The following is a 13,042-nucleotide window of genomic DNA, read 5'->3' on the forward strand; positions in this document are numbered from 1 at the left end:
AGGATCCACCGTGTTCGTCGCCCGTCGAGACCTCCGATTCGCCATGGGCCGGTTCGCGCTCATCGGCGCGGTCGTCGCGCTCATCACCCTGCTCGTGGGGTTCCTCGCCGGGCTCACCGGCGGCCTCGCGGAGCAGGACGTCTCCGCCGTGCTCGGCCTCCCCGGCGACCGGCTCGTGCTCGCGCAGCCGGACGCCGGCCAGCCGTCGTTCGCGCAGTCGTCGCTCGACGACGCCACGGTCGCCGCCTGGCGGGGCACCGCGGGCGTCACGGCGGTCACGCCCGTCGGCATCGTCCAGGGCCGGGCCACCCCGACGGGCGACGCCGCATCCGCCGTCGCGGTCGCGCTGTTCGGGGTGCCGCACGGCGCCCCGGCGTCGACGGTCACCGACCTCGCGCCCACCGCCGATGACGCGGTCGGCCTCTCCTCGGCCGCCGCGCGCTCGCTGCACGCGGCCGTCGGCGACCGGATCACCGTGGCCGGCACCGACTACCGCGTCGCCTCGATCGGCGGCGACGCCTCCTACAGCCACACGCCCGTCGTCGCGCTGACCCCCGCCGCGTGGGCCGCGGCCGACCAGCGGCTCGGCGGCGACGGCGACGCGACCGTGCTCGCCGTCTCCGGATCCCCCGACTGGGACGTCGCCCAGGCCGCCACGCACACGACGGCCTCCCCGGCGCTCACCAGCCTCGGCGCGCTCGAGACCTTCAAGTCGGAGGTCGGCTCGCTCGGCCTGATGATCGCGATGCTGTTCGGCGTCTCCGCGCTCGTCGTCGGCGCCTTCTTCACCGTCTGGACCATGCAGCGCGCCGGCGACATCGCCGTGCTCAAGGCGCTCGGCGCATCCGACGCGTCGCTCATCCGGGACGCGCTCGGGCAGGCGCTCGTGGTGCTGGTGCTCGGGATCGGCGTCGGCATCGCCGTGGTCGCCGGCCTCGGATACCTCGCGAGCGGCACCATCCCGTTCCTGCTGAGCCCGCTCACCACCGTCCTCCCGGCGGCCGTCATGGCCGTCTTGGGGCTCGCCGGCGCCGCCGTCGCGCTCCGCACCGTCACCCACGCCGACCCCCTCACCGCACTCGGGAGCAACCGATGATCTTCCTCGACGACGTCACCCTCACCTTCCCCGACGGGGACTCCCGCCTCACCGCGGTCGACCACGTCTCGCTCACGGCGCCCGCGGGGGTCGTCACCGGCATCACCGGGCCGTCGGGCTCCGGCAAGTCCTCGATCCTCGCGGTCGCGGCGACGCTGATCCGCCCCGACTCCGGCCGCGTGGTCATCGGCGACGTCGACGCCGCGACCCTCAGCCGGACGGAGGCGACCGCGCTCCGCCGGGACGGCATCGGGATCGTGTTCCAGCAGTCGAACCTGATCCCGTCGCTCACCGCGCGCGAGCAGCTCCTCGTGATGGCGGAGCTCGGCGGCGGCGGATCCGCGCGGCGTCGCGCCGTCCGCGTCCGCGCCGACGAGCTCCTCGACGCGGTGGGCCTCGCCGCCCACGCGGGCAAGCGGCCCGCGCAGCTGTCCGGCGGGCAGCGCCAGCGCGTCGCCATCGCCCGCGCCCTCGTGCACGGCCCGTCCGTGCTCCTCGTCGACGAGCCCACGAGCGCGCTCGACCAGGAGCGCGGCGCCGAGATCATGGAGCTCATCGCCCAGCTCAGCCACGAGCAGGGCACGGCGACCCTGCTCGTGACCCACGACCTCGTGCACCGCGCCGCGCTCGACCGGCTCGTCACGGTGGTGGACGGGCGGATCGTGGCGGACGATGCGAGCGATCGCGCTCAGTCCGTCCCGCGCACCGCGTACAGCACCACGTCGTCCAGGTAGCGCCACAGCGTGCCCGTCTCCGGGAAGCCCGCGCTGCGGAGCGCCTCCAGGTGGAAGCCGAGCGTGACCTTCGGGGGCGCGACGTGGAGCTCCTCGCCCCAGACCTCGTCGCGGCGGGCGAGGGCGGCGGCGTAGCGCGGGGTGTCGGCGACGGCCTGCCACCACGCGTCCCAGGTGTCGACGTCGCCGGATGCGAACGCCGCGTCCTGCACCTCCTGGTCGTCCGCGAGGGAGATGCGCCGGAGCGTGCCCTCCTGGTGCGCGTCGTAGGAGAGGTGGTCGCCGTTCAGCACGATGCCGCCCGGGCGGACGAGCGCGGGCAGCGCGCGGTACACGTCGACGAGCGCGGCCGGCTGCAGCCAGTGCAGGGCGGTGGAGGAGACGACGGCGTCGAAGCCGCCTCGGGCGATGAGCGGGTGGTCCGCCCAGCCGGCGTGCGCGAGATCCACCTCGGCGATCTCCAGGCGCGGTTCGCCGAGCGCGAGGTCGGCGGCGATGGCGAGCAGCGCCGGGTCCTTGTCGGCGACGACGGCGGTGGCGCCCGGGATCGCGGCCAGGATCTCCAGCGCGAGCGAGCCGGTGCCGCCGGCCAGGTCGAGGATCCGCGGCGCGGCGGAGCCCGCGGCCACATGCCGCACGACCCGCGCGATGGTCGCGAAGCGCTCGGCCCGGTGGCGGATGTAGCCGGTCTGCTGCGCGTCCCAGCGGGCGGCGAGGGAGCGGGCGTCCGCGATCACGGCGGCGTCGGCCTCGCTCGGGGCGGGTGCGGTGGTGGTGTCGGTCATGGTCGGGTCCTCTCGAGGGGGGTGGATGCGCCGAGCGGGTCGCCCGGCGCGGGGAGGGTGAAGCGGAGGTGGGGGTGCCCGTCGGCGTCGGGGATCACGGTGGTGCGCACGCCGTAGACCGCGTCGAGCAGGTCGGGCCGGAGCACGTCGCGCGGGGATCCGGCGCCGGCCACGCGCCCGCGGTCGAGCACGACCACGTGGTCGCAGGCCGCGGCGGCCGCCTCGAGGTCGTGCAGCACGACGACCACGGTCGGGGCGATGCGCCGCATCAGCCCCACGACCTCGAGCCGGTGCCGGATGTCGAGGTGGTTGGTGGGCTCGTCGAGCAGCACGTGGCCGGCGCCCTGGGCGAGCGCCCGGGCGAGGGCGACCCGCTGGAGCTCGCCGCCCGAGAGGGTCGCGAGCCGGTCGGCGGCCAGGTGCGCGAGGCCGACGGCGTCGAGGGCGGCGGCGATCCGGGCGTCCCGCGAGGATCCGCCCGCCCGCAGCACGCCGTGCTCCGCCAGCCCGCCGAGCGCGACCTCGTCGGCCACGGTGAGCGACTCGTCGGGCTCCTGGCGCTGGCCGACCTCCGCGATCCGGCGGGCGATCCAGCGGCGCGAGCGCGTGCGCACGTCCTCGCCGTCGATCGTGACGCGACCGCCCGCGAGCGGCACGGCGCGCACGAGCGCGCGCAGCAGCGTGGTCTTGCCGCCGCCGTTCGGGCCGACGATGCCGGTCACGGATCCGGTCGGCGCCTCGAACGAGACGTCGTCGAGCAGGACGCGCCCGCCCGCGACCACGCGCACGCCCTCGGCGCGGATCACGGCAGGGCGGCCAGGAGCCCCGCGAGCTCGGCCGGGCCCTTCGCGGAGAGCATGCTCGGCGGATCCGTGAACGGGAACCGCAGCGCCACCACGCGCCCGTCCCGCACGGCCGAGAGCCCGGAGACGCCGGGCGCCCCGCGGAACGCGGCGATCGCGTCGTCGGGCGAGCCGCTGGAGTAGAGGAGCACGACGGTGCGCGGATCCCGGGCCACGATGTCCTCCACGTTCGCGTCGAACACGCGCTGGTCGGAGTCCGCGTAGACGTTCCGGAGGCCGGCCGCCTGGAAGACCGGCGTCACCATGCTCGGGCCGCCGTAGGGGGAGAGCACGCTGCCGCCGGAGGAGACGTAGAGCGCGGCGGCCGTGCCGGCGTCGGGCGCGGGATCCGCGAGGCCGGCCTGGGCCGTGGTGATCGCCTGCTCCGCGCGGTCGCCCGCGCCGAGCACCGCGCCGAGCGAGCGCAGCTCGTCCCACACGCGGTCGAAGGTGGCGGTCGTGCGGAGCTCGGGCGCCGGATCCGCGCAGTACGCGCTCGGCGTGTAGAGCGGGATGCCGCTGGCCGCGAGGGCCGCGCGGTCGACGGCCTTCTCGGGCGCGATGACGAGGTCGGGCCGCATGCCGATGAGGCTCTCCTGGGACACCACGGATCCGCCGGTCGCGTTGGTCTCGGTCGACAGGACGTCGGCCTTCGCGAGCGTGTCGTACGTGGCGGGGTCGTAGAGGTCGGGCTGCAGGGAGCCGGTCATCGCGACCACGCGGTCCACGGCGCCGAGCGCCTCGAGGTTCGGGATCTCGTCGGCGTTCACGAGCACGATGCGCTGGGGCGGTGCCGCGAGGGTCACGGGCGAACCGCAGTTCGTGATGGTGAGGGGGAAGGACGTGCCGGCGGACGGATCCTGGGCGCCCGGCGCGCTGGTGGGCGCGGGCGCGCAGCCGGCGAGCCCGGCGAGGAGGGTCGCGGCGGCGACGAGGGCGAGCGGGCGCCGGGCGGTGAGCGGGCGCCGGGGCGCGGGGGATCGGGTCATGGGGCTTCCTGGGTCGGTCGGTCGATGTGCGGGGGGAGTGCGGGGACGAGGTGGCGGCGGGTCGGCGGCTCAGGCCGCGCGGATCCCTCCGCGGCGGAGGAGGACGAGGAGGAAGGGCGCGCCGAGGATCCCGGTGACCACGCCGACCGGTATCTCCTGCGGCGCGAGGGCCGTGCGCGCGACCGTGTCGGCGCCGACGAGCAGCATCGCGCCGAGCAGCGCGGCCGCAGGGATCACCAGGCGGTGCCGCCCGCCGACGAGCCGCCGGGCGAGGTGCGGCACCACGAGGCCGACGAAGCCCACGCCGCCGACGCCCGCGACGATCACGCCGACCATCGCCGAGACGCCGACCATGAGGCCGATGCGCGCGCGCTCCGGGTCGAGGCCCGCGGAGCGCGCGGAGTCGTCGCCGGACGCGAGCGCGTCCACGAGCGGCGCGACCACGACGAGCGCGGTGAGGCCGACCGCGGCGGCCACGGCCGCTCCCGCGAGGGCGAGCGGCTGCACGCTGGCCAGGGATCCGAGCAGCCAGAACAGCACGGATCGCGCGGCCTCGGGGGAGTCGCTCGAGAACACGAGGAAGCTCGTCGCGGCGTTGAGCGCGTACCCGACGGCGAGCCCGGCGAGCACCAGCCGCAGCGGACCGCGGCGGTCGGCGGCGCCCGCGAGCAGGGTCACGAGGAGCACGGCGCCGATCGCGCCCGCGAGCGCGGCGCCGGAGAAGAGGAGCGCGCTGCCGCCGCCCGCGACGAGCACGACGAACGCGACGCCCGTGGACGCGCCCGAGTTGAGGCCGAGGAGGTACGGATCCGCGAGGGCGTTCCGCACCAGCGCCTGGAGGAGCGCTCCCGCGGCCGCGAGCACGGCGCCGGCGACGACGGCCATCGCGACGCGCGGCGCCCGCGTGCCGATCACGATCTGCGCGGCCGAGTCCGACCAGTCGCCCCGGGGGAGGCCGAGCAGGCGCTCGCCCAGGATCCCGGCGACCGTGGTCGGCGGCAGCGGCACGGGCCCGATCGCGAGCGCCGCGAGCACGACCGCGGCGAGGAGCAGGGCGAGCACGCCGAGCGTCGTGCGGCCCCGGCGGAGGACGGCGGCGACGGAGGGGGCGGAGGCAGCCGGGGCCGCGACGGGTGCCCGCCCGGCAGCGGGCGCGGGGGCATCGGGATGCTCGACGAGCGGATCCATCGGGCGTCCTCCTGTTGTCGAGAAGCATTCTCACATGTCCGATGGGCGACGCCCGACCCCTGGGGGCGGCGCCGCACGGATCCCGCACAGCGACGCGGAGGATCCTCATGCACACGCATCGGGCGCCGTCGCCCGCGTTCCCGTCGGGCCCCGCCATGATGGGCGCCGGCCTCACCTCGAATCGAGGGACGGTCCTCCTCGCGCATCCAGATCGGAGCACCGCCATGTCCCACGACGTCGAGCCCTCGCCGGGCGCGTCCGCGCCGCCCGTCGTCACGACCCCGCACGCCCGCCGCGCCGCCGAGCGCGGCGTCACCCCGGGCGTCCTGCTCGCCGCCGACTGGTCGTGGCGCCTCATCGTCATCGGCATCGCCGTGGCCGGGGCCGTGTGGATCCTCGTCTCGCTCAAGGAGGTGGTCATCCCGTTCCTCATCGGCCTGCTCGTCTGCGCGCTGCTGCAGCCGCTCGTCGCGTCGCTGCGGAAGCGCGGCTGGCCGGCGTGGGTCGCCATCACGTCCACGCTGCTCGCCACGGCCGTCGTCATCGCGGGGCTCGTGCTGCTGCTCGTCACGCAGATCAACACGGGCATCCCCACCCTGCAGCGCCAGGCCATGGCGCGCTTCGAGGACGTGCGCGACCTCCTCGCGCAGCCGCCCTTCAACGTGGTGCCGGCCGACTACGACGCGCTGCTCGCCTCCGCGGGCAAGGCCCTCGAGAACAGCCGCGAGGCGCTGCTCACCGGCGCGCTCGACGCGGGTCTCGGCGTCGGCCACCTGGTCACGGGCGCGCTGCTCGCCTTCTTCACCATCGTCATCGTGCTCATCGACGGCCGCGGCATCTGGGGCTTCGTCGTCCGGGTGTTCCCGCGGCGCGCGCGGCCCGCCATCGACGGCGCCGGCCGCGCCGGCTGGGGCACGCTCTCGGCGTTCACGCGCGTGCAGATCTTCGTGGCCGCGGGCAACGCGGTCGGCATCGGCATCGCCGCGTGGCTCCTCGGGCTCCCGCTCGCCATCCCCATCGCGGTCGTCGTGTTCCTCGCCTCCTTCATCCCGGTCGTGGGGGCCATCGTCTCGGGCGCCTTCGCGGTCGTCATCGCGCTCGTGTTCGTGGGGCCGCTGCAGGCGGTCATCATGCTGGCCGCGGTCATCGGCGTGCACCTGCTCGAGTCGCACGTGCTGCAGCCGCTCGTGATGGGCGGCGCCGTGCACGTGCACCCGCTCGCCGTGGTGCTCGCCGTCGCGGCCGGCTCCTACGTCGGCGGCGTCGCGGGCGCCCTGTTCGCGGTGCCCCTCGTGGCGACCCTGAACGTGATGGTCCGGCACATCGCCGGAGGCAGCTGGAAGGCCGGCGCCCCCGCCGTAGGATCGGACTGACGCACCTGCGGAGTCGACGGAGCCGACCGCCAACGTCTCTACCGGGAGGACCCCACCATGACCGAGGAGAACTACTCGAATCCGGATCGCAACCTCGGGATGGAGCTCGTCCGGGCCACCGAGGCCGCGGCCATCCGCTCCGCCCCCTTCATCGGCAAGGGCGACAAGAACGCCGCCGACGGGGCCGCGGTCGACGCCATGCGCAAGTTCCTCGGCACCGTCGCGTTCGACGGCCTCGTCGTCATCGGCGAGGGCGAGAAGGACGAGGCGCCGATGCTCTTCAACGGCGAGCACGTCGGCAACGGCTTCGGCCCCGCGTGCGACATCGCGGTGGACCCCATCGACGGCACGAGCCTCACCGCCGCCGGCCGCATGAACGCCCTCTCCGTCATCGCGGTCAGCGACCGCGGCAGCATGTTCGACCCGTCCGCGGTCTTCTACATGGACAAGCTCGTCACCGGCCCCGAGGGCCGCGGCGTCGTCGACCTCGACCGCCCCATCGGCGACAACATCCGCGCGCTCGCCGAGGCGAAGGGCCTCGCGGTGGAGGACATGCAGGTCGCCGTGCTCGACCGGCCGCGTCACGCCGACCTCATCGCGCAGATCCGCGCGGCCGGCGCCTCCACCCGCCTCCTGCTCGACGGCGACGTCGCCGGCGGCATCAACGCGGCCCGCCCCGACTCGCGCATCGACATGTGCGTCGGCATCGGCGGCACCCCCGAGGGCATCATCACGGCGTGCGCGATCAAGGCGCTCGGCGGCGTGCTCCTCTCGCGCCTCGCGCCCAAGGACGACGCCGAGAGGCAGCGGGCGATCGATGCGGGCCACGACCTCGACCGCATCCTCGACCAGGACGACCTCGTCACGGGCGACAACGCGTACTTCGTCGCCACCGGCGTCACCGACGGCGCGCTCGTCGCGGGCGTCACCCGCCACCGCGGCATGATCCGCACCTCGAGCATCGTGCTCCGCTCGCACTCCGGCACCATCCGCCGCGTGGAGGCCGACCACCTGGTCTCCAAGTGGTACAGCCCCGCGGCCTGACCCGACCGCACGCCGCACGACCATGACGACCCCGACCACCCCGACGATGCGGCCCCGGCCGTGACGCGCACGCCCCGCAGCCTGATGTCGCGGCTCGTGCCGCCGGTCATCGCGGTGGTCGGCGGGCAGGGCGAGTTCGCGTCGCCCGACCGCACGATGCGCCGGGCCGGCCGCCGCGTGCTGCGGCCGGGCGGGTTCGCCCCGCCGCCGCTCCTGCGCGGGGTGCGCGTCACCGCGCGGGTGGAGCGCGGCTGGCACGTCTACGAGGTGGCGCCGGCGCGGGCCGCGGGTGGCGATGGCCGCCGGGCCCTCTACGCGCACGGCGGCGGCTGGACCCACGAGATCTCGCCGTTCCACTGGTGGCTGGTCGGGGGCCTCGCGCGCCGCACCGGCACGACCTTCACCGTGCCGATCTACCCGCTCGTCCCCTCGGGCACGGCCGCGGAGGTCGTCGAGCGCACGGCCGACCTCGCGGCGGCGCTCGTCGCGGAGGTCGGCGCCGACCGCGTCGCGCTCATGGGCGACTCGGCGGGCGGCCAGATCGCGCTGTCGGCCGCCCTGGCGCTGCGCGACCGGGGCGTGCCCGCGCCGCGCGACGTCGTGCTGCTCTCACCCGCGCTCGACCTCTCCTTCGCGGATCCGCTCATCGCGCGCATCCAGCCCACCGACCCGTGGCTCGCGGTCGACGGGCTGCGCGCCGCCGTCGAGTCGTGGCGCGGGGACCTGCCGGTGGAGGATCCGCGGGTCAGCCCGCTGCGCGGATCGCTCGCCGGCGTCGGCCGCATCACGGTGTTCACGGGCACGCACGACATCCTCTTCGCCGACGCGCGCGCCCTCGAGCGGAAGGCGGCCGCCGCCGGGCACCCGGTGCGGATCCACGTGGAGCCGAACCTGCTGCACGTGTACGCGCTCATGCCGATCCCCGAGGGCGCCCGCGCGCGTGACGCGATGGTCGAGCTGCTCCGCGCCTGACGCGAGCGCGCGCCCTGGCTCGGCCCGCGCTCGCGCCGTCCCGCCGGCGGCCGCCCGGATCGCGGGAGGAGAAGCGGCGTACGTTCGAGGAGCGGGCGACGAGGCCCGGTGCTCGCGGAGGGATCCCCATGACCAGGACACACAGGACGCTCGCGGTGATCGCGGCGGCCGCCACGGCCACGCTGCTCGCGGGATGCGGATCCGGCGGCACGGGCTCGGCCGACGCCTCCTTCACGGAGGAGGCCACGGGCACCCTGAAGGCGTGGGCCTTCGACGGCGCGGACGACGTGGGGAAGGCCCGCATGCAGCACGCGGCCGACGCGCTCTCCGGCGTCACGATCGACCTCGACTCCACCGCGTTCGACGCGCAGAAGTTCACGACCCGCGTCGCGAGCGGCCAGACGCCCGACGTCGTGCAGATGGACCGCCAGTTCGTGGCGACCTACGCGGCCCAGGACCTGATCCTCCCGCTCGACGAGTGCTACTCCGTGAACGGCGTCGACCCGGAGGAGCGCTTCTACGAGTCCGTCACGAACGACATCCGCTACGACGACGCGATCTGGGCCGTGCCGCAGTTCTTCCAGCCGCCGGCGATCCTCCTCAACGAGCGCGTGCTCGCGGCGGCCGGCGTGAGGGCCGACGAGTTCGACACCTCGAAGCCCGACCAGCTCCTCGAGGCCGTCGGGAAGGTCTACCGGGAGTCCGGCGGCGACCCCGCGGTGCTCGGCCTCGACGCCGTGCCCACCAGCCAGGCCGCCCTCTGGATGCTCGGCTTCGGCGGGCAGCTCGTCGACGACGAGGGGAAGCCCACCCTCGACGACGCCGCCAACCTCCCTGGCCTCGAGTTCCTCCAGCGGCTGTCCGACGCGCAGGGCGGCTACGCGAAGGCGAAGAGCTTCACCGACGCGTTCGACACGTTCGGCGACGGCAACCAGTTCGTGAAGGACCAGGTGGGCGCGCAGGTCGACGCCCAGTGGTACCTCAACGTGGTGGCGCCGTACCGCGACGACATCGACATCTCGGCCGTGCCGTTCCGCGACCGCGACGGCGAGCCCTTCGCGGTGGCCGGCGGATCCGCGTTCGTGATCCCCGCGGGCGCCGCGAACAAGGACGCCGCGTGCGCGTGGATGCTCGACCTCACGAGCCAGGAGGCGTGGGAGGCCGCGGGCGACGTCCGTGCCGCCACGGTCGCCGAGAACGGCGGCATCTACACGGGCCTGTTCACGGGATCTCCGGCCGCGGACCAGGCGGTCCGCGACGCCCACGTCGTGCCGAGCGGCGACGACGGGATCGACCAGGCCATCGCGACGTTCTACGACGTGGTGGCGGAAGGACGCTCGATCGGCGGGTCGCCCGCCGGGCAGCAGATCCAGAGCGAGCTCCAGAACGCGGTCGCCTCGACGCTCCTCGGCGACAAGACGCCCGAGCAGGCGCTCGGCGACGCGCAGACCGCGGCGATGCGGGCCTACGAGCAGGCGGCGCGCTGATCCGCCGATCTGCACACGCCGTGACCAGGGCGCCCGGGTAGCGTCGGAGGCGGGCGCCCACCCGCGCTCCCGGACGAGGGATCAGTACCCGGAACGCGACAAGACTGGCCGCAAGGAGAAGTCATGTCGTGGATCGTCCTCATCGTGTCCGGGGTGCTCGAGGCCGTCTGGGCCACCGCCCTCGGGAAGTCCGCCGGGTTCACCAAGCTCGTGCCGACCGTCGTCTTCGCCGTGACCGTCGTCGCGAGCATGGCCGGGCTCGCGTTCGCGATGCGCGAGATCAGCACGGGCACCGCGTACGCCGTGTGGGTCGGCATCGGCGCGGCGCTCACCGTGACCTACGCGATCATCACGGGCGAGGAGCCCGCGAGCGTCGTGAAGGTGCTGCTGCTGCTCGGCCTCGTCGGCTGCGTGGTCGGCCTCAAGCTGGTCGACTCCGGGAGCTGACCCGCGGCAGGAGCCGGGCGCATCAGCCCTTCCGCCCCTGCGTCGCGATGCCCTCCACGAAGTAGCGCTGGCCGAACGCGAAGAGCACGAGCATCGGCAGGGTCACGAGGAGCGCCGCGACCATCACGAGCTGGTAGTCGCCCTGCCCGCCGTTCGTGGGGCTGAACGCCGTCATCGCGTAGGAGAGGCCGAGCGGCACCGTGAAGCCCTCGACGCTGCCGGCGTTGAGGTAGATGAGCGACGCCTGCAGGTTGTTCCAGCTGGCCTGGAACTCGAAGATGAAGATGATGACGAACGACGGGATCGACAGCGGCAGCGCGATCCGCCGGAACATCCCGAAGTAGCTGGCGCCGTCGAGCCGCGCGGCCTCGAACAGCTCCCGCGGCAGCCCGAGGAAGAACTGGCGCTGCAGGAAGATGTAGAAGGCCGAGCCGAACAGGTTCATGCCGAACAGCGGGATCCACGTGCCGATGAGCCCGAGGTTCTTCCAGATGAGGAACTGCGGCACCATCGTGACGGCACCCGGCAGCATCATGGTCGCGAGCACGAGGCCGAACAGGATCCTGCGGCCCGGGAACCGGAAGTACGCGAAGCCGAACGCCACGAGCGCGCTCGAGATGGACACGAGCGCCGCGGAGAGCAGCGCGATGGCGAGGCTGTTGCCCATCCAGCCGAGGAGCGGGAGCTGCTCCCACACCTCCACGTAGTTCTGCGGCGTGAAGGTGCGCGGCCACAGCGCGTTGTCGAAGACCTCGCCGCGCGGCTTGAGGCTCGCGGCCAGCAGCCACGCGAACGGGTAGAGGAAGAGGAGCGCGAAGCCCACGAGCACCGCGGCGATGAGGCCGCGGCCGATGCGGGAGCGCACGCGGCGGCCGCGGTCGGGGTCGGCGCCCCGGGGCGACGGATCCCGCGACGGCCGCGGCGTGAGGGCGGCCGCGAGGCGAGGGTCGCCGGTCGCGGCGGCGGGCGTCGTGGTCGCGGCGGCGTCCGGCGTGCGGTCGGTGACGGCCATCAGCGGTCCCCCTCGTAGTAGACGAACCGGCGGCTCAGCTTCACCTGCACGAGAGTGATCAGCAGCACGATCACGAACAGCAGCCACGCCATCGCCGCCGCGAACCCGAAGTCGAACGAGCGGAACGCCTGCTGGAACAGGTACACGCCGTAGAACAGCGACGAGTCCGGGGAGGCGTTCGTCTGGTCGCGCCAGAAGAGCAGGTAAGCCTGGTCGAAGACCTGCAGCGCGGCGATGGTGAGCACGACGACGTTGAAGAAGATCGCGCCGGAGATCATCGGCACGGTGATCGCGAAGAACTGCCGCACCGGGCCGGCGCCGTCGAGCGACGAGACCTCGTAGAGCTCGCGCGGCACGTCCTTGAGGGCGGCCAGGAAGATCACCATGGTGCCGCTCACGCCCCACAGCGTCATGAGGACGATCGACGGCTTCACCCAGTCGGGGTCGATGAGCCACTGCGGGCCGTCGATGCCGATCGCCTCGAGCCCCTGGTTCACCGCGCCCGTGTTGCCGTTCAGGAGCAGCAGGAAGACGCTCGCGGTCGCGACCGTCGGGGTCATCTTCGGCAGGTAGTAGAGGGTGCGGAAGAGGCCGGCGCCGCGGCCGAGGCGCGCCAGGAGGATCGCGAGCAGGAGCGCGAGGCAGACCTCGAACGGCACCGCGAGGATGGCGTAGAAGAGCGTGTTGCCGAGCGAGAGGGCCACGCGCGGATCCGAGAACAGCCGCTCGTAGTTCTCCGTGCCGACCGGGGTGGCCACGTCGGTGGCGAGGTTGTAGTCGCTGAACGAGACCACGAGGCTGTAGACCATCGCGCCGAGCGTGAAGACGAGGAACCCGACGATCCACGGGCTGATGAAGAGGTAGCCGGCCACGGCCTCGCGGCGGGCCATGCGGGAGCGGCGGGGACGGGGCGCCCGGTCGGCGGAGGCGCGGGCGCTGCGCGGCGGGCGGCTCGTCGTCGTCATGGTGGTCCTCGTCGACTGGTGGATCGGGGCGTCGTCGCTCCTCCTGCCGACCCTAGACCGGCTCCTCCTCGGCGTCCGGGTCGTGCGCATGACGGACGCCCGCCCCCG

General features: G+C 74.3%; 13 protein-coding genes and 1 riboswitch. Of the genes, 7 read left to right on the forward strand and 6 right to left on the reverse strand.

The features are described 5' to 3' along the window. Positions 1 to 10 precede the first annotated feature (10 nt). Positions 11 to 1,096: an ABC transporter permease gene (locus tag AWH51_RS08015; RefSeq protein WP_063071563.1), complete on the forward strand. Its 1,086-nt coding sequence runs from the start codon at positions 11 to 13 to the stop codon at positions 1,094 to 1,096. Further along, the gene (locus AWH51_RS08020; protein WP_063071564.1) at positions 1,093 to 1,830 is read left to right on the forward strand and encodes an ABC transporter ATP-binding protein; all 738 of its coding nucleotides are present in this window, start codon (positions 1,093 to 1,095) and stop codon (positions 1,828 to 1,830) included. The genes AWH51_RS08015 and AWH51_RS08020 overlap by 4 nt, the downstream gene beginning before the upstream one ends. Here the strand turns inward: AWH51_RS08020 and AWH51_RS08025 are convergent. The 4 genes from AWH51_RS08025 to AWH51_RS08040 all read right to left on the reverse strand — a co-directional run bounded on the left by AWH51_RS08025 (position 1,785) and on the right by AWH51_RS08040 (position 5,634). Beyond that, on the reverse strand, positions 1,785 to 2,615 hold the full coding sequence (locus AWH51_RS08025) for a class I SAM-dependent methyltransferase (RefSeq protein WP_063071565.1): 831 nt from the start codon (positions 2,613 to 2,615) through the stop codon (positions 1,785 to 1,787). The genes AWH51_RS08020 and AWH51_RS08025 overlap by 46 nt on opposite strands. Next, complete coding sequence (locus AWH51_RS08030; protein ID WP_063071566.1) at positions 2,612 to 3,421, reverse strand: ABC transporter ATP-binding protein; 810 nt, start codon at positions 3,419 to 3,421, stop codon at positions 2,612 to 2,614. The genes AWH51_RS08025 and AWH51_RS08030 overlap by 4 nt, the downstream gene beginning before the upstream one ends. Further along, the gene (locus tag AWH51_RS08035; protein WP_063071567.1) at positions 3,418 to 4,446 is read right to left on the reverse strand and encodes an ABC transporter substrate-binding protein; all 1,029 of its coding nucleotides are present in this window, start codon (positions 4,444 to 4,446) and stop codon (positions 3,418 to 3,420) included. The genes AWH51_RS08030 and AWH51_RS08035 overlap by 4 nt, the downstream gene beginning before the upstream one ends. Before the next feature lie 69 nt (positions 4,447 to 4,515). Beyond that, positions 4,516 to 5,634: a FecCD family ABC transporter permease gene (locus tag AWH51_RS08040; RefSeq protein WP_081234976.1), complete on the reverse strand. Its 1,119-nt coding sequence runs from the start codon at positions 5,632 to 5,634 to the stop codon at positions 4,516 to 4,518. 107 nt (positions 5,635 to 5,741) lie between these two features. Here AWH51_RS08040 and AWH51_RS08045 point away from each other — a divergent pair, with 107 nt between their 5' ends. The 5 genes from AWH51_RS08045 (at position 5,742) to AWH51_RS08065 (ending at position 10,957) form a co-directional block, all read left to right on the forward strand. Beyond that, entirely contained in the window at positions 5,742 to 7,007 is a 1,266-nt protein-coding gene (locus tag AWH51_RS08045) for an AI-2E family transporter (protein WP_254654515.1), read from the forward strand. Between the two features lie 57 nt (positions 7,008 to 7,064). Beyond that, positions 7,065 to 8,051, forward strand: a complete 987-nt coding sequence (gene glpX, locus AWH51_RS08050) for a class II fructose-bisphosphatase (protein WP_043668345.1) — start codon at positions 7,065 to 7,067, stop codon at positions 8,049 to 8,051. Positions 8,052 to 8,111: 60 nt separating this feature from the next. Further along, entirely contained in the window at positions 8,112 to 9,023 is a 912-nt protein-coding gene (locus tag AWH51_RS08055; protein ID WP_254654516.1) for an alpha/beta hydrolase, read from the forward strand. Between the two features lie 128 nt (positions 9,024 to 9,151). Continuing rightward, positions 9,152 to 10,510, forward strand: a complete 1,359-nt coding sequence (locus AWH51_RS08060) for an ABC transporter substrate-binding protein (protein WP_063071568.1) — start codon at positions 9,152 to 9,154, stop codon at positions 10,508 to 10,510. A 48-nt stretch (positions 10,511 to 10,558) separates the two neighbouring features. Beyond that, positions 10,559 to 10,623, forward strand: a riboswitch (guanidine-III (ykkC-III) riboswitch). 10 nt (positions 10,624 to 10,633) lie between these two features. Then, complete coding sequence (locus tag AWH51_RS08065) at positions 10,634 to 10,957, forward strand: DMT family transporter (RefSeq protein WP_063071569.1); 324 nt, start codon at positions 10,634 to 10,636, stop codon at positions 10,955 to 10,957. Between the two features lie 22 nt (positions 10,958 to 10,979). On the opposite strand, the gene AWH51_RS08070 is transcribed toward AWH51_RS08065, so the two are convergent. Both AWH51_RS08070 and AWH51_RS08075 read right to left on the reverse strand, forming a co-directional pair. Further along, positions 10,980 to 11,969, reverse strand: coding sequence for a carbohydrate ABC transporter permease (locus AWH51_RS08070; RefSeq protein WP_063071570.1), 990 nt, complete (start codon positions 11,967 to 11,969; stop codon positions 10,980 to 10,982). Then, on the reverse strand, positions 11,969 to 12,934 hold the full coding sequence (locus tag AWH51_RS08075) for a carbohydrate ABC transporter permease (protein WP_063071571.1): 966 nt from the start codon (positions 12,932 to 12,934) through the stop codon (positions 11,969 to 11,971). Before AWH51_RS08075 ends, AWH51_RS08070 begins: the two co-directional genes overlap by 1 nt. Between the last annotated feature and the right edge of the window lie 108 nt (positions 12,935 to 13,042).

The organism is Clavibacter tessellarius (genome assembly GCF_001618005.1).
In the GTDB taxonomy this organism is placed as follows: Bacteria; Actinomycetota; Actinomycetes; order Actinomycetales; family Microbacteriaceae; genus Clavibacter; species Clavibacter tessellarius_A.

Coding starts and splice junctions, on each gene's coding strand:
- glpX (WP_043668345.1), top strand. CDS start 7,065: ATGACCGAGGAGAACTACTCGAATCCGGATCGCAACCTCGGGATGGAG.
- AWH51_RS08035 (WP_063071567.1), bottom strand. CDS start 4,446: ATGACCCGATCCCCCGCGCCCCGGCGCCCGCTCACCGCCCGGCGCCCG.
- AWH51_RS08020 (WP_063071564.1), top strand. CDS start 1,093: ATGATCTTCCTCGACGACGTCACCCTCACCTTCCCCGACGGGGACTCC.
- AWH51_RS08065 (WP_063071569.1), top strand. CDS start 10,634: ATGTCGTGGATCGTCCTCATCGTGTCCGGGGTGCTCGAGGCCGTCTGG.
- AWH51_RS08075 (WP_063071571.1), bottom strand. CDS start 12,934: ATGACGACGACGAGCCGCCCGCCGCGCAGCGCCCGCGCCTCCGCCGAC.
- AWH51_RS08025 (WP_063071565.1), bottom strand. CDS start 2,615: ATGACCGACACCACCACCGCACCCGCCCCGAGCGAGGCCGACGCCGCC.
- AWH51_RS08070 (WP_063071570.1), bottom strand. CDS start 11,969: ATGGCCGTCACCGACCGCACGCCGGACGCCGCCGCGACCACGACGCCC.
- AWH51_RS08040 (WP_081234976.1), bottom strand. CDS start 5,634: ATGGATCCGCTCGTCGAGCATCCCGATGCCCCCGCGCCCGCTGCCGGG.
- AWH51_RS08060 (WP_063071568.1), top strand. CDS start 9,152: ATGACCAGGACACACAGGACGCTCGCGGTGATCGCGGCGGCCGCCACG.
- AWH51_RS08045 (WP_254654515.1), top strand. CDS start 5,742: ATGCACACGCATCGGGCGCCGTCGCCCGCGTTCCCGTCGGGCCCCGCC.